This is a genomic window from Stenotrophomonas sp. MH181796 (genome assembly GCF_009659995.1).
Taxonomy (GTDB): Bacteria; Pseudomonadota; Gammaproteobacteria; order Xanthomonadales; family Xanthomonadaceae; genus Stenotrophomonas; species Stenotrophomonas riyadhensis.
Genome location: NZ_RAHU01000001.1, coordinates 200,213 through 220,356 on the forward strand (window position 1 = coordinate 200,213; position 20,144 = coordinate 220,356).

At 66.4% G+C, this 20,144-nt stretch carries 20 protein-coding genes; 7 read left to right on the forward strand and 13 right to left on the reverse strand.

The features are described from left to right. Window positions 1-55: 55 nt before the first annotated feature. Both D5301_RS00895 and D5301_RS00900 read left to right on the forward strand, forming a co-directional pair. The gene (locus D5301_RS00895; RefSeq protein ID WP_153854519.1) at window positions 56-283 is read left to right on the forward strand and encodes a hypothetical protein; all 228 of its coding nucleotides are present in this window, start codon (window positions 56-58) and stop codon (window positions 281-283) included. Between the two features lie 303 nt (window positions 284-586). Beyond that, the gene (locus D5301_RS00900) at window positions 587-1,141 is read left to right on the forward strand and encodes a hypothetical protein (RefSeq protein WP_153854520.1); all 555 of its coding nucleotides are present in this window, start codon (window positions 587-589) and stop codon (window positions 1,139-1,141) included. 389 nt (window positions 1,142-1,530) lie between these two features. On the opposite strand, the gene D5301_RS00905 is transcribed toward D5301_RS00900, so the two are convergent. Beyond that, a complete protein-coding gene (locus D5301_RS00905) occupies window positions 1,531-1,938 on the reverse strand; it encodes a biopolymer transporter ExbD (protein WP_153854521.1) in 408 nt (135 codons plus the stop codon). Between the two features lie 151 nt (window positions 1,939-2,089). On the opposite strand from D5301_RS00905, the gene D5301_RS00910 reads away from it, so the two are divergent. The 3 genes from D5301_RS00910 (at window position 2,090) to D5301_RS00920 (ending at window position 5,754) form a co-directional block, all read left to right on the forward strand. Further along, entirely contained in the window at window positions 2,090-4,075 is a 1,986-nt protein-coding gene (locus D5301_RS00910) for a transglycosylase SLT domain-containing protein (RefSeq protein WP_153854522.1), read from the forward strand. A gap of 106 nt (window positions 4,076-4,181) precedes the next feature. Then, window positions 4,182-4,418: a hypothetical protein gene (locus D5301_RS00915; protein ID WP_008267778.1), complete on the forward strand. Its 237-nt coding sequence runs from the start codon at window positions 4,182-4,184 to the stop codon at window positions 4,416-4,418. Window positions 4,419-4,533: 115 nt separating this feature from the next. Beyond that, complete coding sequence (locus D5301_RS00920) at window positions 4,534-5,754, forward strand: multifunctional CCA addition/repair protein (RefSeq protein ID WP_153854523.1); 1,221 nt, start codon at window positions 4,534-4,536, stop codon at window positions 5,752-5,754. A 47-nt stretch (window positions 5,755-5,801) separates the two neighbouring features. On the opposite strand, the gene D5301_RS00925 is transcribed toward D5301_RS00920, so the two are convergent. From D5301_RS00925 to D5301_RS00950, 6 genes are all read right to left on the reverse strand, one after another. Beyond that, window positions 5,802-5,999 (reverse strand): hypothetical protein, encoded by a 198-nt coding sequence (locus D5301_RS00925; RefSeq protein ID WP_153854524.1) that lies wholly within the window; start codon window positions 5,997-5,999, stop codon window positions 5,802-5,804. Window positions 6,000-6,101: 102 nt separating this feature from the next. After that, window positions 6,102-6,536: an SseB family protein gene (locus D5301_RS00930; protein WP_005419309.1), complete on the reverse strand. Its 435-nt coding sequence runs from the start codon at window positions 6,534-6,536 to the stop codon at window positions 6,102-6,104. A gap of 87 nt (window positions 6,537-6,623) precedes the next feature. After that, window positions 6,624-6,983: a transcriptional regulator gene (locus D5301_RS00935; RefSeq protein ID WP_153854525.1), complete on the reverse strand. Its 360-nt coding sequence runs from the start codon at window positions 6,981-6,983 to the stop codon at window positions 6,624-6,626. Next, the gene (locus tag D5301_RS00940) at window positions 6,980-7,282 is read right to left on the reverse strand and encodes a type II toxin-antitoxin system HigB family toxin (RefSeq protein WP_065178056.1); all 303 of its coding nucleotides are present in this window, start codon (window positions 7,280-7,282) and stop codon (window positions 6,980-6,982) included. Before D5301_RS00940 ends, D5301_RS00935 begins: the two co-directional genes overlap by 4 nt. A gap of 49 nt (window positions 7,283-7,331) precedes the next feature. Beyond that, window positions 7,332-7,670, reverse strand: a complete 339-nt coding sequence (locus tag D5301_RS00945) for a hypothetical protein (RefSeq protein WP_153854526.1) — start codon at window positions 7,668-7,670, stop codon at window positions 7,332-7,334. 3 nt (window positions 7,671-7,673) lie between these two features. Next, window positions 7,674-8,711 carry a S41 family peptidase gene (locus D5301_RS00950; protein WP_153854527.1) on the reverse strand — a complete coding sequence of 346 codons (1,038 nt, stop codon included), beginning with the start codon at window positions 8,709-8,711 and terminating at the stop codon, window positions 7,674-7,676. Between the two features lie 414 nt (window positions 8,712-9,125). Here D5301_RS00950 and D5301_RS00955 point away from each other — a divergent pair, with 414 nt between their 5' ends. After that, the gene (locus D5301_RS00955) at window positions 9,126-9,557 is read left to right on the forward strand and encodes a hypothetical protein (RefSeq protein ID WP_153854528.1); all 432 of its coding nucleotides are present in this window, start codon (window positions 9,126-9,128) and stop codon (window positions 9,555-9,557) included. A gap of 105 nt (window positions 9,558-9,662) precedes the next feature. On the opposite strand, the gene D5301_RS00960 is transcribed toward D5301_RS00955, so the two are convergent. The 6 genes from D5301_RS00960 to D5301_RS00985 form a co-directional block, all read right to left on the reverse strand. Next, window positions 9,663-12,689 carry an autotransporter outer membrane beta-barrel domain-containing protein gene (locus tag D5301_RS00960; RefSeq protein WP_153854529.1) on the reverse strand — a complete coding sequence of 1,009 codons (3,027 nt, stop codon included), beginning with the start codon at window positions 12,687-12,689 and terminating at the stop codon, window positions 9,663-9,665. 299 nt (window positions 12,690-12,988) lie between these two features. After that, a complete protein-coding gene (locus D5301_RS00965; protein WP_153854530.1) occupies window positions 12,989-14,056 on the reverse strand; it encodes a heparan-alpha-glucosaminide N-acetyltransferase domain-containing protein in 1,068 nt (355 codons plus the stop codon). Then, window positions 14,056-15,204 carry an N-acetylglucosamine-6-phosphate deacetylase gene (gene nagA / locus D5301_RS00970; RefSeq protein ID WP_110713698.1) on the reverse strand — a complete coding sequence of 383 codons (1,149 nt, stop codon included), beginning with the start codon at window positions 15,202-15,204 and terminating at the stop codon, window positions 14,056-14,058. Before nagA ends, D5301_RS00965 begins: the two co-directional genes overlap by 1 nt. After that, window positions 15,204-16,232 carry an SIS domain-containing protein gene (locus D5301_RS00975; RefSeq protein ID WP_110713700.1) on the reverse strand — a complete coding sequence of 343 codons (1,029 nt, stop codon included), beginning with the start codon at window positions 16,230-16,232 and terminating at the stop codon, window positions 15,204-15,206. The genes nagA and D5301_RS00975 overlap by 1 nt, the downstream gene beginning before the upstream one ends. 7 nt (window positions 16,233-16,239) lie before the next feature. Then, the gene (locus D5301_RS00980) at window positions 16,240-17,307 is read right to left on the reverse strand and encodes a LacI family DNA-binding transcriptional regulator (protein WP_006391719.1); all 1,068 of its coding nucleotides are present in this window, start codon (window positions 17,305-17,307) and stop codon (window positions 16,240-16,242) included. A gap of 39 nt (window positions 17,308-17,346) precedes the next feature. Continuing rightward, complete coding sequence (locus D5301_RS00985; RefSeq protein WP_153854531.1) at window positions 17,347-18,633, reverse strand: sugar MFS transporter; 1,287 nt, start codon at window positions 18,631-18,633, stop codon at window positions 17,347-17,349. Between the two features lie 376 nt (window positions 18,634-19,009). On the opposite strand from D5301_RS00985, the gene D5301_RS00990 reads away from it, so the two are divergent. Next, window positions 19,010-20,029 carry a glucokinase family protein gene (locus D5301_RS00990; protein ID WP_197561812.1) on the forward strand — a complete coding sequence of 340 codons (1,020 nt, stop codon included), beginning with the start codon at window positions 19,010-19,012 and terminating at the stop codon, window positions 20,027-20,029. Window positions 20,030-20,144: the final 115 nt, after the last annotated feature.

Genomic DNA, 20,144 nt, shown 5'->3' on the forward strand with positions numbered 1-20,144 from the left:
CCCTCCCTGCATGGCGGCGCCGTCTCCTTTGTAAACAAGTGGTAAAAATCGCGGCGTGATGATCGACACTCTTTCACGCGGAATTGACGCAATTGCAGGCCGATTGCGTCAGATGGCTGCAGGTTATGACCGGACGATACTGTTCGCAGCAGGCAGCCTTGATGCTGGCTGCGACAGCCGTTTCCCGGCTTTCCCGCGATTGGGCAAGTGCTCTTGCCGATCCGTCCAACGACAATGCGCCTTCGCCATCGGCAGCATGATGATCGCCGTTGCCGTCGGTTGACGGTGTCGATCAGATCGCTTTCTAGCTGGAACTCATACCAAGATGGTGAGTAACCCGTAGGGAGGAGCTCTTGCAATGATGGACTGCAGATCGCCGGGATCACCGTGCGAACGTGAGGCACTCAATGTCTGCTCTTTCGGATCCTGCCATCTCGATGACAGAGCTACATGCATCGACTAGCTTGAACCTACGGAGCAAATTCAGACAACATTTAGGAATAGTTTGAAAACTGCCCGTCAAACGGATTTCCGGGGCCGACCAAGGTGAGACTGAGAACCCCAGTCATTCTCATGAGGCTCAATTGTGAAAACAATCACCGTCATGATCCATGTCGCGATTGTCACGGCATTGCTTCTGTCCCCGGCAAGCGAATCGAGAGCGGGGGGCCTGATTGAATGCAACAACTGTGCATCTCCCAAGGATGCAGCCCTGATGTCAGGCTCCGGGTTGGCGGTTGTAATGGACTTCGAAAAAGCCCGACTGAGCGCCTTCGAAGTTGAATATGATCGCGAGATCAGAAAGTGGCGCGCACTTTCGACACCGGTTCCCGCACAGATTCAAATGGCCTTCCTACGAATTCTGGATGCGACGTCAGCCTTTCGAGCGTCACCTGAAGAGGCCCACGCGATGGCAGGAGGCGGATCAGTAGTCGTGCTGCATCCAGACAACCCCGGAAACACCAATGGAGTGAGGTTTCCCGAGTCTTACAAGTCCTCCAATACCTTCGACATCGTCGCCTCAGCCACACTGAGAACCAGACTTGGCCAGTATCTAGCCACAGAACTGGCAGGAGCCAATACGGGAAGCCCAACCTGGAACAGCATTGCGCTCTCGATTCAACAAGCGGCCCTGAACTGAGCAGGTCTCAAAGGTGGCGGATCCATAGCAATAATGACCACATGGCGTGACGGGTCAAAGACGCTTTATCGAGTAACACCCGACAACGTGGCCGAAGCCAAGTATCAGAAGGGCGAAAGTCGCGACAGCACAGGCAACAAGGTTCCTGACGAATCCATCGCCGACCCGATCTCCGCCCCTTCGTACGCCGGACAATACTATTTCGGCCAGCATCGTGACCTGGACAACTGGGTCAGATCCGCACAGATGTATGGAGTCCCCGTCCAGCGCGGAAGCAGCAGCCGCATCTCGTGCAGTTGGGATGGTCGCACAGTCTACTGCCAGCAATACTGACACCCACATCCGCCGCTCATGTCGCAATCTCCCCATGAGCGGCGGTTTAGATAGCCCTACCGCACGAAAGCGATGCGCTCCATGCCAGTGGCTTCGGCCGCAGCCAATATCCGGGCCATGCCTTCGTACTCGGCCGCCGGGTCGGTGGCGATGCGCAGCTCCGGCAGGTTGCCGGCATGCGCGCCGGCCTGCGCCTGCAGGCGTGCCTGCAGATCGCCGATGGCCATCGGCTGGCCATCCCAGCTCAACTGGTTCGACGCATCCAGGCGCAGTTCGATCGGCGGCGGCGGTTCGGGGCGATCGATCGTGCGATCGGTGGCCTGTGGCAACTGCACAGCAATCGGCCGGGCCACGATCGGCGCGGTCACGATGAAGATGATCAACAGCACCAGCATCACATCCACCAGTGGCGTGACATTGATGTCCGCCAGCGGGCCGCTTCTTCCTGCGCTACTGAACGCCATGTGCCGCTCCCTGCAGCCGGGCCGTTCGCCCAAGGTCGACACTACGTCGCCCGCAGGCCTGCCAGGCAGTGCACACTGCAGTGGCGTTCAGCTGCCGTTGCCGGCCAACAACGTGCACGCGCTGCGAAACTGAATTCAGCCAGCCCCCGCTATGCTGGGCGCCATGACCCGACGCTCTTCGACCGCCCTGTCCCTGCTGCCCTTGGCCACCACGCTGCTGATCGGTTGCGCCAATGCCCAGTCCCTCGACGCCCAGAACGCGCAGCTGAAGGCCGCGATCGCTGCCGCCGAACGCGGCCAGTTCGATCCCGGCCAGGCCGCCGCACTCAGCCGCCATCCGGCATACGGCTGGCTGGAGTACGCCAACCTGCGCCGCAACATCGACACCGTCGATACCGCGCAGGCGCAGGCCTTCCTCAAGCGCTATGACGGCCAAGCCGTGGCCAGCACGTTCCGCAGCGTATGGCTGCCCTCGGTCGCACGCCGCCAGGACTGGCCCACCCTGCTCGCCAACTGGGCGCCCACCGACAACGCCGGCCTGCGCTGTGCGCAGCTGACCGCGCGCCAGGTGACCGGCAAGGTCGATCCGCAGTGGATCAGCGAAGCGCAGGACCTGTGGCGCAAGAACGGCAAGTCGCTGCCGGACGGCTGTGATGCCGTTTTCGCCGTGCTGCAGGCGCAGGGCGGGCTGAGCGACGCATTGCGCTGGGAACGCATCGACGCTGCCGCCGACGCTCAGCAGCCGGCCGTGATGCGCAGCGCCGCACGCGGCCTGCCTGCCACCGACCTGGCGCTGGCCAGCAATTACGCTGCCTTTGTCGACAAGCCCAACGCCAGCGCGTTGAACTGGCCGCGCAACGAGCGCAGCCGGCGCATCGCCACCGATGGCCTGGCCAAGCTGGCCAAGGCCGATCCCGGCGCCACCGAACAGCAGCTGCCGCAGTATGCGCAGGCACTGGGCCTGAGTGCCGACCAGCAAGGCCAGGTGCTGTACCAGATCGCACTGTGGACGGTGGCGTCCTACCTGCCCGATTCGGCGCGCCGCCTCAACGCGGTTCCGGAATCGGCGTATGACGAGCGCCTGCACGAGTGGCGCGTGCGCGAAGCCATGTCGCGCGGCGACTGGCCGGCGGCGCTGACCGCGATCCGCAAGATGGGCAGCAAGCAGCGCAGCGACCCGCGCTGGCGCTACTTCGAAGGCCGCATGCTGGAGAAGACCGGCCAGGCCCAACAGGCGCAGCCGTTGTTCCGCGAGGCAGCGCGCGCACCGACCTTCCACGGTTTCCTGGCCGCCGACAAGCTGCAGCAGGGCTATACCCTGTGCCCCTGGAAGCCGAATGACAGCGCGCAGGCGCAGGCGGTGATCGCGCGCGATCCGGCGATCCAGCGCGCGATGGCGCTGTACCAGATCGATCGCGCCGGTTGGGCCGTGGCCGAATGGAACAGTGCGCTGTCGCGCTTCGATGACACCCAGCGCCGCCTCGCCGTTCGCGTGGCGCAGGACAATGGCTGGTTCGACCGCGCCGTGTTCGCACTCGGCAAGCAGCCGCAGGAACAGCGCCTGTACGACCTGCGCTTCCCGCTGCACCACGACGCCACCATCCGTCGCGAATCGGCGCGCAACGCGATCGATCCGGCCTGGGTGGCGGCGGAGATCCGCGCCGAGAGCACCTTCACCCCGCGCGCGCGCTCGCCTGCCAACGCCATGGGCCTGATGCAGGTGCTGCCGGCCACCGGTGCCGGCGTGGCCAAGTCGATCGGCCTGACCGGCTACGGCGGCGCCGACAGCCTGTACGACCCGGACACCAACATCGCCATCGGTACCGCCTATCTGCGCCAGCTGATGAACAAGTACGACGGTCTGCCGTACGTGACCATCGCCGCCTACAACGCCGGCCCGACCCCGACCGCGCGTTGGCAGAGCCAGCGCCCGGGTTATGACCCGGACCTGTGGATCGAGACCATCAGCTACAAGGAAACCCGCGAGTACGTCGCGCGCGTGCTGGCCTTCAGCGTGATCTACGACTGGCGCCTCAATGGTGATGCGCTGCCGCTGAGCGACCGTCTGATGGGCCGCCTGGTGGACAAGCGCAAGAGCTTCAGCTGCGCCGCCAACGCTGACCAGGGCGGCGATTGATCGCACTGCGGTCGTGCCGGCCGCTGGCCGGCTTCGGCCATTATCCAAGGGTTGCCGGCCAGCGGCCGGCACTACCCGGCATCCATTTCCCGGGGAGGGGAAAGCGATGAGCCTGCTGGCCTGGATCGGGATGTTCGCCGCCTGGAGCCTGTTCGCCACCTGGGTGCTGCGCTGGGGTGGCGCGGCCTGGATGGAAGGCTGGAAGTCGCTGGCCTTCGTCGACAGCTGGGGCAGCCTGTGGGACGAAGCGCAGATCAAGCTCTATTTCCTCTGCCTGTGGATCGTTTACGGCCTGTGGTTCCTGGCCGGCCTGTTCGTACCGGAGTGGCGCGGTTTGCCGTGATGCCTCTGCGTCGGTAGTGCCGGCCGCTGGCCGGCAACCGCTATTTGCCCAGGGGTTGCCGGCCAGCGGCCGGCACTACCAGTGCATATGCGCCGGGCATGCGATCATCCCCCCCATGAAGATCTATCTTGTCGGCGGCGCCGTACGCGACCGCCTGCTGCAGCGCCATGCCGGCGACCGTGACTGGGTGGTGGTCGGTGCCACGCCCGCGCAGATGGAAGCGCAGGGCTACACCGCCGTCGGCCGTGATTTCCCGGTGTTCCTGCACCCGAAGACCGGCGAGGAATACGCGCTGGCGCGCACCGAGCGTAAATCCGGCCGTGGCTATCGCGGCTTCGTGGTCGATGCCGATCCAGCGGTGACGCTGGAAGAAGATCTGCAGCGGCGCGACTTCACCATCAACGCGATCGCCTGCGATGAGGAGACCGGCACGCTGGTCGATCCTTACGGTGGCGTTCGCGATCTTGAGCTGCGCGTGCTGCGCCACGTCGGCCCTGCGTTCGTGGAAGACCCGCTGCGCGTGCTGCGCGCGGCGCGCTTCATGGCGCGCTTCGCGCCACTGGGCTTCACCGTCGCCGAAGAGACCATGGCGCTGATGCGCGAGGTCGCCGCCAGTGGCGAGCTGGACGCGCTGGTGCCGGAACGCGTCTGGCAGGAACTGCGCAAGGCGCTGGTCAGTGAACGGCCCTCCGCCTTCCTGCGCACGCTGCACGCTGCGCATGCGTTGGGCCCGATCCTGCCCGAGCTGGAAGCGCTGTATGGCGTGCCGCAGCGTGCCGAATTCCATCCGGAAGTCGACACCGGCATCCACCAGGAAATGGTCAGCGACATGGCCGCGAAACTGGCACCGGGTGATGACCTGGTCGGCTTCGCTGCCCTCACCCACGACCTCGGCAAGGGCCTGACCCCGCCGGAGGAATGGCCACGCCACATCATGCACGAGCAGCGCGGCATCAAACCGCTGAAGGCATTGTGCGCGCGGTTGAAGATTCCCACCGAGCACCAGCAACTGGCCGAAGCGGTCTGCCGCGAGCACTTGAACGTGCACCGCATCGGCGAACTGCGCGATGCCACCGTGCTGGAACTGCTGGGCCGCTGCGATGCACTACGCCGGCCGGAACGCGTGGCCCGCATCGCACTGTGCTGCGAGGCCGACAAGCGCGGCCGGCTCGGTTTCGAGGATGCCGACTACCCACAGAGCGAAACGCTCAAGCGCCTGCACCAGGCGGCGCTGTCAGTGCAGGCCCGGGATCTGGATACCACGCATCTGAAGGGCCCGGCCATCGGTGAGGCACTGGCCAAGGCGCGGGTGAAAGCCATCGCCGCCGCCCGCTGAAGCACCGGGTAGTGCCGGTCGCTGGCCGGCACCTTCACATCTCCCGTCTATCGACGGCGCTTGCGCGAAAAATGATCGACAGCATGAGCACCCAACAAGATGGGTTGCATCAAGAGGAACAGCCATCCACCCAACCGGAGCGTCTCCACCGGATTGAACCGGGTGATGAACGCAGCTGCCAGTGTCGAACTCGCAAGAAGGCCGATTTCATAGACCCATAGCGATCGGTTAGAACGCTTGCCCACGATGCTCCTCTCCATTGAGCAGGACGCACTTGCAAGCCATCGCTGTCGTCCGGCATCACGGGTAGTGCCGGCCGCTGGCCGGCAACCAGACAGTCCCTGGATTCAGTGCGCCATGCCGCGGGTGATCGCCGCCGCACGCTGCTTCAGCTGGGCCACGGCATCGGGAATCATTTCCATGCCCACGTCCAGGCCCGGGTTCAGCACCAGGCCGACGCCGTCGCCGATACCGGCCAACAGCGCGTGCACCGCGATCGGCATGGCATGCGCAAACTGCGGCAGCTGCTCGTGCCACAGGCCGGCGCGCTCCGGCGCGGTGAACACCGCGAACATCGGCTCGCCGCTCTCGCTGGTCAGCACCAGCGGCGAGATGCTCTCGTCCCAGGCGCCATCTTCGCCGATGGCCTTGTCCAGCAGCACGAACGCCGTCGAGGTCAGCAGGCCGTCGAGGAACTGCGCTGCGGTCAGCGTGCCGTCCTGGGCCTGCAGCAGGCGCACCTCGAGGTCGTTGAGGGGTTCGAACGGGGTGTCGTGGTCCATGGTCGGTTCCGGTACGTGATTGCAGGCTGCAACTTTAGCAGGCCGGGGGTGAGGCACGGCAGCGCATCGGCAGGGACTCTCAGGGCTTCAGCGGCCGATGAGACTTTCCGCGGGAATGCCCAGGTTGCGGTGAAGCTTCCGGATCATTTCCAGAGTCAGACTGCGCTTGCGATTCAACACCTCGTAGACACGGTTGAGCTGGCCGATGGACGGCACCAGATCCTTCACGGTCAGACCGCCCTGCTCCATGCGGAAGCGGATTGCGTCGATGGGATCTGGCGGGTCGATCGGGTAGTGCTTCGCTTCGTAGGCTTCAACCAGCGTTACGAGAATTTCGAATCGATCGCCATCCTCGCTCCCCGGCTCCGGCTCGTTGTCCACATAGGCCGAAATCTCGCGCAGAGCGTTTTCGTAGTCGCTTTCCGTACGGATAGGCTGGATGTTCATAGAAGCTCCACAGTGTCGGCGTCGATCCGGTCGTACTCGGCGTGGGTGCCAATGAACTTGATGTAGACCACTTGAAACCTGTAACCCACAGCGACGATAAGCCGGTAGCTGTTGCCCTTTATGTTGAACACCACACGACTGTTCGCCACGAAACTTGCGCTTGCATAACGTTGGCGTACGTCGTGCGGCGTGTCCCATACGGCGTGCCTGACTTCGTCGTACCAGGACCTCAGCGCTGCTTCCGAATCGGGGTGGCGTTCCCAGAATCGTTTCAGCGTCGCCAGAGCAACCACTTTCATTCCCGCATCCTAGTCCCAATATGGGATATAAGCAACCGTCTCATCTTCATCAGCGGCCGATGTATCCGTGCCGCCACAGCCAGCCCAGCGCGGCCAGCCCGGCCACAACCACCAGCATCAGCGGCAGGCCGAAGCGGTGCCGCCACGGGATCGGTACCCCGCCCAGCTGCTGGTCCATGGTCTCGGTATCCAACACCCAGCCGTGCGCGCACCGGGTGCAGGCCAGTTCGTAACGGCGCTGGTAGGTGAAGCCGAACAGCAGGTCGATGCGCGCCATCGTGTAGCGCAACTGCGGAGCGAACTCGGTTTCCGTCTGGCAGCGCAGGCAGTGATGCGCTTCGGTGGGGCCGACAACCACCACCCGTTCCTGTTGGCCGATCAGGATCATGGCTTAGTGGCCCTGGCAGGCGGGCTGGGCCAGCAGCCACGCTTGGGCGGCAGCCACGGTGGCGGCATCACCCTCGACGCGCTGGTCAGGCTCGATCTTCAATCCATCGCCACGATCATCGCGGTCCCGCATCACGCTGGTGGTCAGCAGCAGGCGACTGCCATCAGCAAGGGTGTGCACGACATTGCCGGTGGAGACACCCGCGGTCGGCTGGCCGAAACTCCGCGCCTGCGGGCGGCCACGCCACGCCAGCACCGAAGCCTCGCCCGAACTGCCGGTGCGGGGCCCGAACAGCACCGCCACCGGTGCGCCGGGCTGCCGCAGCACATGGCCGGACTGGCCGAAATCCAGCAATGGCTTGCCCGCCAGCTGCACGGCGGTCGCCGTCAACGTCCAGCGCTGCGGCCCGTGCGCGGTTTCGAACGAGCCCACGTCCTCGTTGTTCACCACCGAGGTACGCAGCAGCGGGGCCATGCCCAGCAGCATCGGCCACATGGCGCCACCGCCGTTGTCCCGCAGGTCGACGATCCAGCCACAGCGCGCGCCGTCGTCCTTGCTGCGGATGACCTGCTGCCAGCGCGCGGCACGCTGGATGTCCTGACGGAATTTTTCCTGCGGCGTCGCGCCGGGCGTGGAGGCATAGCCCTCGATGACCACCCAGCCGATACGCGCATCCACCGCATCGGCGGCCCTGGCCCGGTCCACGGCGGCAGCGCCGGCCTGCTGCGCACGTGCAAGGGATTCGCGCTGGCGCTGGGTCGTGGTCCATGCACCATGGTGGCCGGTGCTGAGCGCAATGGCTTCGCGCAGAACGGCCAGCCGTTGCGCGGGGTCGCCCTGCGCCGATTGCAGGCGTACGCGGGTGGCGGGCCAGTCCACCCGGTCGCGATACAGCGCCTGGCGTTCAAGCAGGTTGAGGATCTCCGCTTGAGCCTCCGCAGAAGGCACTTCGACCGCAGTCGGGGAATTGGCCATGGCGTTGGTCGCCAGCAACACGAGCATCAGCGCGCCGATGCGGCGCACTCCCTTGCGAACCTGCATGCGACGTTTCCTTGTCGTTGAGTCAGGCCCGCAGCATAACCGGGGCATGATCGCTTTCGCCATGCGCGAACTGTCGTGTTTGCCTCCTCCGCAGATTGCAGGCAGACACGCTCACTGCGATCGCAACATTGCAACTTTGCCCATGTCATCGCGGCGTACAACGCGCCAAGGTGGCTTTGTCGGCGCTTCCTGCGCTGGCCGGGATTGGCGTCCTGAATGAAGCTTTTCACGAGCGGGCTTGCAACGTCGTTGCCGGCCCGAACAATGCACCGTCCGTCGTTCTGCGGCGGGCGGTGCGTGGGGATCCCCGGATCCGCCGGCGTCATTCCTCGTGAAGAGCTTCACCGGCACGCCAACCCGCACCGCCCGCCACCTCGCATCCCGCAGGTGGCCTTGCCTTGTGAGGTTGCCGCCATGAACACGCCCTACCCCACCTATCCACGCCTGCATGCACTGCTCGGCGCTGCACTGCCCGGCCTGCAGCTGTCCACTACCGCAGCAGAAGCGTTGGAAGATGCGCTCATCGAAACCCACGAACAGGCGCCGCCATCAGCATTCTTCGCGCGGTTGCGTGGTATCGCGCACAACCACGCGGTTGATGGGCAGGCGTGGTGCGAACGGCAGCTCAGCGAGGCGCGCGGCCGGGAACTGGCCGAGGCCACGCGCTGTCTGGCGGCAGTGTCTGCGTGTGGGGGTGTGTTGCTGGCCGCGCAGTCGGCGCGCGAGATGGACGATGCGACGGCGCAGTGTCCGCCGCAGGTGGAGGAAGGCTTGCTGCATGCAGTGGTGGTGCTGGCCGATCATGCGAGTGGGTTGGTGGCGCCGGGTGCAGGCGCGGGAGCGTGACGTCGTTGGATTCGTGTCGACCAAGGTCGACACCTACCAGAGCTCGTTCCTGTCGCCGTTGGATCTGTGCCGACCAAGGTCGGCACCTACCCAGGCCTGCGCTTGTCACCAATCCGCGCGCAGACCGATGTTGCCTTCGATGATGCGGCGCTTCTCGTTGCGGTCGCCACCTAGCTCGCGCGTGTAATCGGCCACGGCATAGGCGCTGATGGTGCGGTTGAAGCGCCCGACCACACCCACACCGGCTTCCAGTGCACGCGAGCGCTGCGAATTGATGATCACGTCGTCGCCGAAGCGGATGCGGTCTTCGCTGGAACGACCATGCCAGTAATTGAGCTTGAAATACGGCTGCCAGCCGTTGTCAGCCAGCTGGTAGTCGCCCGCGAGACGCAGGCCGATGCGGCCAGTCCAGGCGTTGTCGTTGTCGAAACGCACGCTCGATACCACATCGCGGCGGTCGTCCAGCGCGGTGCGCTGCCAGATCACCTGTACCTGCGGTTCCAGCCACCATGCGGACTGACCGACGTGCAGCAGCGGCTTGCCGGCTTCCACCGATACGCTGGTGCCATCGCCCTTGATCCCGAAGCCAAGCCCGCGTGAGGAACGTACGCGGCCGTCGTAGCGGCTCTGCATCGCCACGGCGTCGATGTAGCCGCCGCTGCTGTCGGTGAACGTCCAGTACAGGCCCACGTGCTTGTCGTCCAGGCGGTTCTGGCCCACCTGTACGTTCTCCCAACCCAGCGCCAGGCCGGTGGTCTTGCCCTGCGCGCGGGTGCGGCCGACGAACACGCCGATCTGGTTGCGATGGTTGTCAGAGGCCGCGGCCCACACATCGAGGCCGGCCTGCAGGCCCATCACATCGCCATCGAAGCCGGGCTGCGCATCACCCTTCCAGTGGATCTCGCTGCTCTGCCCCACCAGACGGCCCCAGGCAGTGCGGAATGCGCCCTGGCTGTACAGCAGGCGCTGCTCGCCCTGCCGTTCGTGGAACGTGCCGAGGCTGGCCAGCGAGGTCTCGCGCAGCAGCGGCGGCACAACGGCGTAGGTGGCGGTTTCCACGCGGTACAGCGGCACCACTGCGCCCTCGGCGGGGCGTGCACCCGGCGTCGGCGGCGCACCGGTACCGGGCAGGCTGCCACCCGCCACCGGCACGTCCGGCACCGCCGGGTCGCTGGGCGGCGCCACCGGAGCGGGTTCCGGTGGCGGCGGTGGCGGCGCGGTCTCGCCGGCAGTCAGGTCCGGATCGGTAGCGCCTTCGGGCGGCGGTGGCGGTGCCGGGGTGATCGGCGGCGGCGGAGCGACCGGCGGCGTCAGTGGCGGTGGCGTGGCACTGCCGCCGCCGTTGGGTGCTGGCGTCGGCCCGGTCACCAGCGTCGAGCGCAGGTACCAGTTTTCGCTGGTACCAGCACTGACACCGCCCTTGAACAGGAAATACTCGTAGGCACCGGCCGCGACCGGTGCGAACAGCGAGAACGCGCCCGGCGCGGTACGGCCACCATTCAAGGCCTGCACCACCAGAATGCCATCGGCCAGCGTGGCCGCGCCGCTGCCGCCGGCATTGAGCACACCGATGCCGGTGGTGCCGGTGGCAGTACCGCCATCGATCACCAGGCGGTCGCTGGTGGAATTGTCCGCGCCCAGCACGGTACGCAGGTACAGCCCACCGCCGTCACCGCGGTAGTTGCCACGCACGGTGAACACGTCGCCAGCGCCGGTACCGGTCAGGTCGATGCGCCCGGCATTGACCATCTCCACCAGTGCGCCACTGTTGAACGGCCGGATGGCATGACCGCCACTGCCCGCGTAGACGGTACTGGTGTCATCCACCGTGAGCGTACCGGTACCGGTCCCGCTGTCGCCCAGCACCAGATCCCCATCGAAGCTCAGCTCGGTGCTGTTGGCCAGGCTGATCGCCTCCCAGTTCTGGAAACGGCCTACGCCGGCGGTCTTGACGTTGCTGAGGTTGAGCTGGTCGACGCCACTGCCACCGTCGAACAGCGGTACCGCACCGAGGTTGGCCTGGTTGAGATTGCTGAGGTTGGCCACGTCGTTGTCCGGCCCCATGTCGATCGCGCCGTAGACGATGCCGCCGCCGTTCCAGTTGAAGGTGTCATTGCCGGTACTGAGCAGCACCTGGCCACGCACGGTGCCATCGGTGATGGTCACGCTGTCATTGCCGCCGCTGACGCTGATGTTGCCACCGATGTAGGCCGTACCCGAGATGATGATGGTGTCGGTGTCGAAGCCGGTCACCACGTTGCCGTCCACGGTGCCGCCGGACTGGTCCCACAGGTTCTTGTCCAGCTTCATGTTGACGCGGCCGATGCGGCCACCGGTCATCCACGCCTGGTCGCCATCCTCGAACGCGCCGATGATGCGGCCACCGCTCATGCGGAACGTATCGATGTTGTCGCCCTGCTGCAGCGCGCCGATCGTGCCGCCACTCATGACGAAATCGTCGCGGCCGCTGCCCTGCGCCACCACGCCGGTGACGGTGCCGCCAGTGACGGTCATCTGGTCATCGCCGCTGCCCTGGTCGACGCTGTCGATGGTGCCATTGCTGAGCAGCAGCACATCGTTGCCATCCCCCTGCAGGACACCACCAGTGATGCTGCCGGCCTGCATTTCCAGGCGATCATTGCCGGCGCCGAACTGCACGCCGGTGCGCCCGCTGATCGTTCCGCGGTTGACCAGCACGCTGTCGCCGGCGCCAACGAACTGCAGGGCAGTGTTGTTGCCGGTGCTGATGCTGCCGGCATTTTCGACGCGGCTGCCACCGCCAAGCTGGACCGCCACGCCCCCCACCGAACTGATCGTGCCGAGGTTGGACAGCAGGTGTCCGCCGGCCCCGACCAGCGAAATCGCGCTGCCACCACCGCTCTGCTGCAGTTGTGCCGTGTTGGCGACATTGACGGTGATACCGGCCGCGTCAGTGGCGGTGACGGGAACGGTCTGTGGATTCGGCGCGTTGGCATCGCAGGTGACCGTCTGGCCCGCAGTCGGGGTGGCATTGTCACAGCCGGCCCAGGCGACACTGGCGGTCAACAGCAGGACGGACGGGACAGCCAGGGCCTGAAGCACGGAAACGGTGAGGCGGCGCGGACGGAACGCGCGCGGGACGGCACGGGACATACAGCACTCCTGGACAGGGGATCAGGAACTGCGGATATGCGGTACTGCGAAGGCAGTCTGCCGTGTGGTGAATGGTTTCGATAGGTGAAATTGAGTGCCCGTTATCACAGTTCAGATGCGAACTTGATCGGGCATCACCTCGCCTCTACGTGGCTGAAACCGTTCATCAAGGCGGCGATCGCAAGCCACGCGGAGAGCATCCACGCATGGCGTGGATCTACTGACCATTCCGCCTGCATCGCGTTCGCCTCTCGCCCGGTAGATCCACGCCATGCGTGGATATGGCGCGCCGCCGGGGGTCAGATCTTCAGATAGATCTTCCGCCGGTCCAGCCACCACGCCACGCCCCACCACAGCGCGACGAACACCAGCGCCTGCAGCATCGACGCCAGTTCCAGCGACTGCGGCATCGCGTTGGCCAGCTGCTGCCAGATCCAGCCCCAGGCGCCGGTCGCCATCAGCACCACCGACATCACCGATGCCCCCAGGTACGCGGTGATCGCGTTGACCCCGAAGCGCCGGCCCAGCGCCGGCCAGCCCTTCTGGTCGATCAGCACGTGGCCCAGCCACAGCGCCAGCGCGGCCAGGCCGCCGGTCCACAGCACGTAGCTGGGCGTCCACAGCTGTTTGTTCAGCGGCAACACGATGGCCAGCAACAGGCCGAGCACAGCGGTCGCCACGCCCAGCCCGGCCAATGCCGCCGAACGCCCGTTGCGCAGCAGGCCACCGGCAAGCAGGCCGAGCACCGTGCTGGCAAGCGCACCCAGCGTACTCAGCAATCCTTCCGGGTCATGTCCGAGCCCGGTATCGGCATGCCACTGGTAGATCCACGGTGCGAACAGCGTGGTATCCAGACGACTGGCCGGATTGGTCCACGGCGCCAGATCGCCGACGCCCAGCAGCAGCACGGTATACCCCACCAGCAGACTGACCAGTACGGCCGCCTGTGCGCGCGGACGCGCATACACCGCCAGTACGCCCACCAGCGCCGCGCATACCGCGATCCGCTGCAGCACGCCCCAGATGCGGAAGTGAGGGGTATGCAACGCCCACCAGATCAGCAGGTGCAGCAACGCACCGGCCACCAGGATGCGCAGTGCGCGCTCCAGAACGCCGCGCACCAACGCGGGTCGCGCCGCCGTGTCCAGCGCGCGTGGCGCCACGCTGAAGGCCATCGACACGCCCACCAGGAACAGGAAGAACGGGAACACCAGATCGGTGGGCGTGCAGCCATGCCATTCCGAATGGCGCAGCGGCGCGAACACCGCGCTCCAGTCACCCGGGTTGTTGACCAGCAGCATTGCCGCCACGGTGATGCCGCGCAGGGCATCGATCGAGCCCAGCCGGCGCGGCGGCATACTGTTCATCAGGCGGCCTCGTACTGTCCGGCAATCCAGGTACCACGCACCTGCAGGGTGTCATCCAGCAGCACCAGGTCGGCCTGGTAACCCTCGGCGATGTGCCCGAGGCGGTCGTCGACGTTGAGGAACTGCGCCGGATAGGTCGAGGCCATGCGTGCGGCTTCGGCCAGCGGTTGGCCGAGCAGCTGCACGGTATTGCGCACGGCGGTGGCCATGTCCAGCGCCGAACCCGCCAACGAACCGGCAGCGTTGCGCACCACACCGTCGATGGCGGTGATGGTTTCGCCATACAGCACGTAGCTGGGATCGTCGGCACCGACCGGCGGCATCGCATCGGTCACCAGCAGCAGGCGACCGCGCGGCTTGGCCGCCAGCGCCACGCGCAGGCTGGCCGGATGCACATGCACGCCATCGACGATGATGCCGATCCAGCTGTCGCGGTCTTCCAGCGCAGCGCCCACCGCGCCGGGCTCACGGCCCTGCAGCGGCGACATCGCGTTGTACAGGTGGGTGAAGCCGCGCACGCCGGCATCCAGACCCTCGCGGATCTCTTCGTAGGTGCCTGCCGTGTGCCCAGCAGCAACGATCACGCCGCGCTCGACCAGCGCACGGATGGTCTCCAGCGGCACGCGCTCTGGCGCCAGCGTCAGCAGGGTCACGCCGTTGTCGAGCGATGCGGCCAGTGCGATCTCCTCTTCGTCGGGCACGCGGAACTTGCTGGCATCGTGCGTGCCCTTCCGGGCTGGCGCGATGTACGGCCCTTCCAGATGGATGCCGATTACGCCCGGCACGCCCTGCGCGATCGCCTCGCGCATCGCACCGATGGCTTCGCGCATCACCGCCACGTCATCGCTGATCAGCGTTGGCAGCATTGCGGTGGTGCCGAAGCGACGGTGCGCCTGCGCGATGGTGCGCAGTGCCGCCACGTCCGGCGTGTTGTTGAACAGCGCACCGCCACCACCGTTGACCTGCACATCGATGAAACCGGGCAGCAGCCAGCCACCGCCCAGGTCCACCTGCTCGGCGGCCTGGCCGAGCTGCGGTGCAGCGTCAGGCAGCAGCGCGCTGATGCGACCGCCCTCGATCACCACCGCCAGATCGTCTCGGAATTCATCGCCGGCAAGGATGCGGGCGTTGCGCAGGACCGTTGCCATCACACCGTCTCCGTAACCTTGTTCAGGTGCGGCGGCAGGTCCGGGTTGAAGCCACGACGCAGCGCCAACGCGTTGATCGCGCGGTAGAAGCTCTGCACGGTCAGCAGCGGTGCGCACAACGGATGCGGCGCGGCGGCCACCGGCAGATTGCCACCGGCACCGGCCATCCACACCTGCGCGCCACGTGCGGTGAACTCATCGACCACCGCGCGGGTACCGGCGCCGGTCTCATCCGGCTGGGCGAAGGCCAGCACCGGGAAACCACGATCAACCAGCGCCATCGGGCCATGCTTGACCTCGGCCGAGCTGTAGGCCTCAGCGTGCAGGCTACAGGTTTCCTTGAACTTCAGCGCGGCTTCCTGCGCCGCGCCCAGGCCCAGGCCGCGGCCGAGCACGAACAGGTTGGTGGCATCGACCAGGCCTTCGGTCACCGACGTCCAGTCGCACTGCCAGGCCTCACGCATCGCGTCCGGCAGCAGGTCCAGCGCGGCACGCAGGCTGCTGTCCTGCTTCCAATAGGCAGCCAGCTGCAGCAGCGCGGCCAGCGACGCCAGGTAGCTCTTGGTCGCCGCCACGCTCTTTTCGGCACCAGCGTGCAGTGGAATGACCGTGTCGGCCAGCTGCGCCAGCGGCGAATCCTCGACGTTGACCAGCGCGATCACGCGCGCGCCGGCGGCCTTGGCAGCTTCCGCGTTGCGCAGCAGGTCCGGGCTCTTGCCCGACTGCGAGATGACGATGAACAGCGCGCCACGCAGCTGCAGCGGTGCGGCATAGACCGACCCCACCGACGGCGAGGCCGATGCGACCACCAGGCCCAGCTGGGTTTCCAGCAGGTACTTGCCATAGGTGGCGGCATGGTCGGAGCTGCCGCGGGCGCAGGTGACCACGAACGGCGGCGGCGCCGCACGCAGGCTGGCGGCCAGGGTTTCCATGGTGGCGTGGTTGCGCGAGAACTGGCGCGCGACCACGTCGGCCGCTTCAGCGGCCTCGGCGAACATCAGGGTGGACGTGGGGTCTGACAGCGACATGGCAGGCTCAGGCAGGATCGGAAGGAAGGGGGCGTGCGCCGGCTGGGCGCATCGGCGCGGTCGAGCCGCGCACCACCAGCTGCGGCACGAAGCCCTGGTTGTGCAGCGGTGCCGGCGCATCGTCGTAGGCGTCGCTGCGCAGCTGTGCGATCAGCAGGCGCGCGGCATGGCGGGCAATGTCCTCGGTGGCCTGCTTGGCGGTGGTCAGCGGCGGCCACGACTGGCGCGAGAACGGGCTGTCCTCGAAACCGGCGATGGACAGGTCGTACGGCACGTTCATGCCCGCCGACTTCGCGGCGGCCAGCACACCGGCGGCGATTTCGTCGTTGGATCCGAAGATGGCGGTGGGCGGCTCGCGCAGCGCCAGCAGGCGGCGCGCGCCACGGAAACCATCGTCGAAGGTGTAGTCGCCCTGCACCACCAGGTGCTTGTCCACGGTCATGCCGTAGTCCTTCAGCGCAGCTTCGTAACCGGCATAACGCTCGCCCGAGGAGCGGTGCGAGATGCCGCCCCAGAGGAAGCCGATGCGCTGGTGACCCAGCTGGATCAGGTGCTCGGTGATCTCGTAGGCGGCCTCGCGGTCGTCGACGAACACGCAGGCACCATCGGCCGGGTCTTCGGTGGCGGCAATGATGCGCACCAGCTTGATGCCGCGCGCGGTCAGTGCCTGGATCAGGTCGCGGCGTTCGGACATCGGCGCGGTCAGCACCAGCCCGGCCAGGCGCGAACGCTGCACCCAGTCGGCCAGTTCATCGGCCAGCAGCGGCGAGCTGGAATCACAGGGATGGATCTGCAGGCCGAAGCCGGTCTCGCGGCAGGCAGCGAGCACGCCGTTCTGCACGCCGATGATGTGGTACGGGTTCGGGTTGTCGTAGACCAGCCCGATCACGAAGGTGGTGCCGCTGCGCAGGTTGCGCGCGGACGGATCGGGCTCGTAATCGAGTTCGGCGATGGCACGCAACACCCGCGCACGGGTGGCCTGCATCACCGAAGGCTCGTTGTTGATCACCCGCGAGACCGTCTTCAGCGAGACCTTGGCCTTTTCCGCAACGTCCTTGATGGTCGCTCTGCGCATGGGTTTTCCCTGGGGTTGGCTGCCGTCCATCATCGCCGATCAGCGCTCCTGCGGCAGGCCGGCGCGGTGGCCGACCACCGAGTAGAACAGGATGTACAGGTAGCACGGCACCATCAGCAGCACGAACACCAGCTGGAAGTCGATGTGCTGCTTGAGCACGGCGAACAGCTGCGGAATGATCGCGCCACCGGCAATACCCATCACCAGCAAGGCCGAGCCGGTCTCGGTGAAGCGGCCCAGGCCGCGGATCGCCAGCGGGAAGATCGCCGGCCACATCATCGCGTTGGCGAAGCCCAGCAGGGCCACGAAGGCCACCGATACATAGCCGTGGGTGGCCCAGGCGCCGAGGCAGAACACCACGCCCAGCACCGCTGAAATGGTCAGGTAGCGCGACTGCGAGACCACCTTGGGAATCAGCAGCAGGCCGACCACATAGCCGACCAGCATCGCGCCCAGCGTGAGCGAGGTGAACATCTTGGTCTGGTCCAGCGGCAGGTCGAAACCATGGCCGTAGGTACCGATCGCATCACCGGCCATCACCTCCACGCCCACGTAGACGAACAGGCACAACACGCCCAGCCACAGGTGCGGGAACTGGAAGATGCTGCGGCGTTCGGCGGCACCGGCCGCCACCGGCGTAGCGTTGGCTTCGGACGACTTGATTTCCGGCAGCGGCGAGAACAGCACGGCCACCGCCAGCAGCACCAGCAGGCCGGCCATCGCCAGGTACGGCGCATGGATCTTGGCGGCGAATTCGTTCAACAACTGCGCCTTGGTGGCTTCATCGGCAGCGGCCACCGTGGCCGACAGATCACCGATGCCATGCAGCACCACGGTACCGATCAGCACCGGGGCGAGCATGCCGGCGATCTTGTTGCAGATGCCCATCAGCGCGATGCGGCGCGCCGCCGTCTCGATCGGGCCGAGGATGGAGATGTAGGGGTTGATCGCGGTCTGCAGCAGGGCCAGGCCACTGCCGATCACGAACAGGCCGCCAAGCGCGCCCGGGTACCAGCGCTGGGTGGCGAACTCACCGAACAACGCAGCACCACCGGCCATCACCAGCAGGCTCAAGCTCAGGCCCTTCTTCATGCCGGTGCGGCGCAGGATCCACGATGCCGGCAGGGCCAGGAAGAAGTAGGACAGGTAGAACACCATCAGCACCAGGAAGGCACCCACCTCGCTGAGTTCGAAGGCGAGCTTGACGAAGGTGATCAGCGGGCCGTTGAGCCAGGTGAAGAAGCCGATCAGGAAGAACAACACGCCAACGATGGCGATGGAGGTGGCCACGTTCGGGCGCGCGCTTGCAGCGGGGACGGCGGACATCAGGAGGGCTCCTGCGGCGACGGCCGCAGAACGCGGCGTCGGAGAGTGGCTGGGAACAACGTTGTCACATTCTTTCGATGGACAACCGCGGTTTGTCAACTTCCATGCGCAGCCCCGTGAACCTCGTGCTGCACTGCGCAACCCGATCACAGCGCCGTGTGCTGAATGCGCCACAGCCCTTGATCCCCTTGCAGCAACGGTTCCCGCGTGAAACCCATGCTCACGCCATGTAAACGTTTACTGCATGTCGCATTCGTTGCGACGCAGCAACGAAAGTGTCACGAACTCGTTGACATCGTTGTCAGCGGGGTTACAGACTCCGCCCCAATCGCCGCCCCCGATCCCGGGTCCGGCCCCACCTGCAGCAGGAGCCCGCGTGACCGCCAGCCACCCCGCCCCGGCCCATGTCCTGTCCCGAGTCGCGCCCTCGTTCCTGGCCGCCGACGTCGGTGGCACCCATGTGCGCGTGGCCCGGGTCCAGGCCAGCGGTGATGCCGCCCACCCGGTGCAGGTGCTGGAGTACCGCAAGTACCGCAATGCCGACCATGCCGGCCTCAGCGCGATCCTGTCCGACTTCCTTGGCGAAGGCCCGCGGCCCACGCATTGCGTGGTTGCCAGCGCCGGCTACGCCCGCGAGGACGGCACGGTGATCACCGCCAACCTGCCGTGGCCGCTGTCGGCGCGCCAGGTGGAAGCAGACGTCGGCCTGCAGCGGGTCTACATCGTCAATGACTTCGAAGCGGTGGCCTATGCCGCCGCGCAGGTGGACGCCAGCGGCGTGCTGCACCTGTGCGGGCCGGACACCGCTGCGCGTGGCCCGACCCTGGTGGTCGGCCCCGGCACCGGCCTCGGCGCCGCGCTGTGGATTCCCACCGCGCACGGTCCGGTGGTACTGCCGACCGAAGCCGGCCAGCCGACCCTGGCGGCCAGCACCGAACTGGAAATGGCCATCGTCCGCCACATGCAGCGCGACCGCGCCCACGTGTCGATCGAGCATGCAATCTCCGGCCCGGGCCTGATGAACCTGTACCGCGCGGTGTGCGCGCTGCAGGGGCAGGCACCGACCCTGGCCAGCCCCGATGCAGTCACCGCCGCGGCCATGGCCGATACCGATGCGCACGCGCGCCAGGCGCTGGATGTGTTCTGTGGCCTGCTCGGCAGCACCATCGGCGACATGGCGCTGTTCTACGGCGCCCACGGTGGCGTCTACCTGGCCGGCGGCATCCTGCCGCAGATCCGCGAATACCTGCACGCCAGCACCTTCGTCGAACGCTACCTGCAGAAGGGGCCGATGGGCGAAGCGCTGGCACGCATCCCGGTGAAGGTCGTCGAACACGGCCAGCTGGGCGTGGTCGGCGCTGCCAGCTGGTACCTGCAGCAGCAGTCGGCCGCCTGACACCGCAACAGGCTTCAACGCAATCGCAGCACGCAGTACGTGGCACGCCAACGCACGGGACTTCGCCGCCGCCCCGCGCATGTCTTCGCAACCGTAATCGAACACCGCCGCCGGC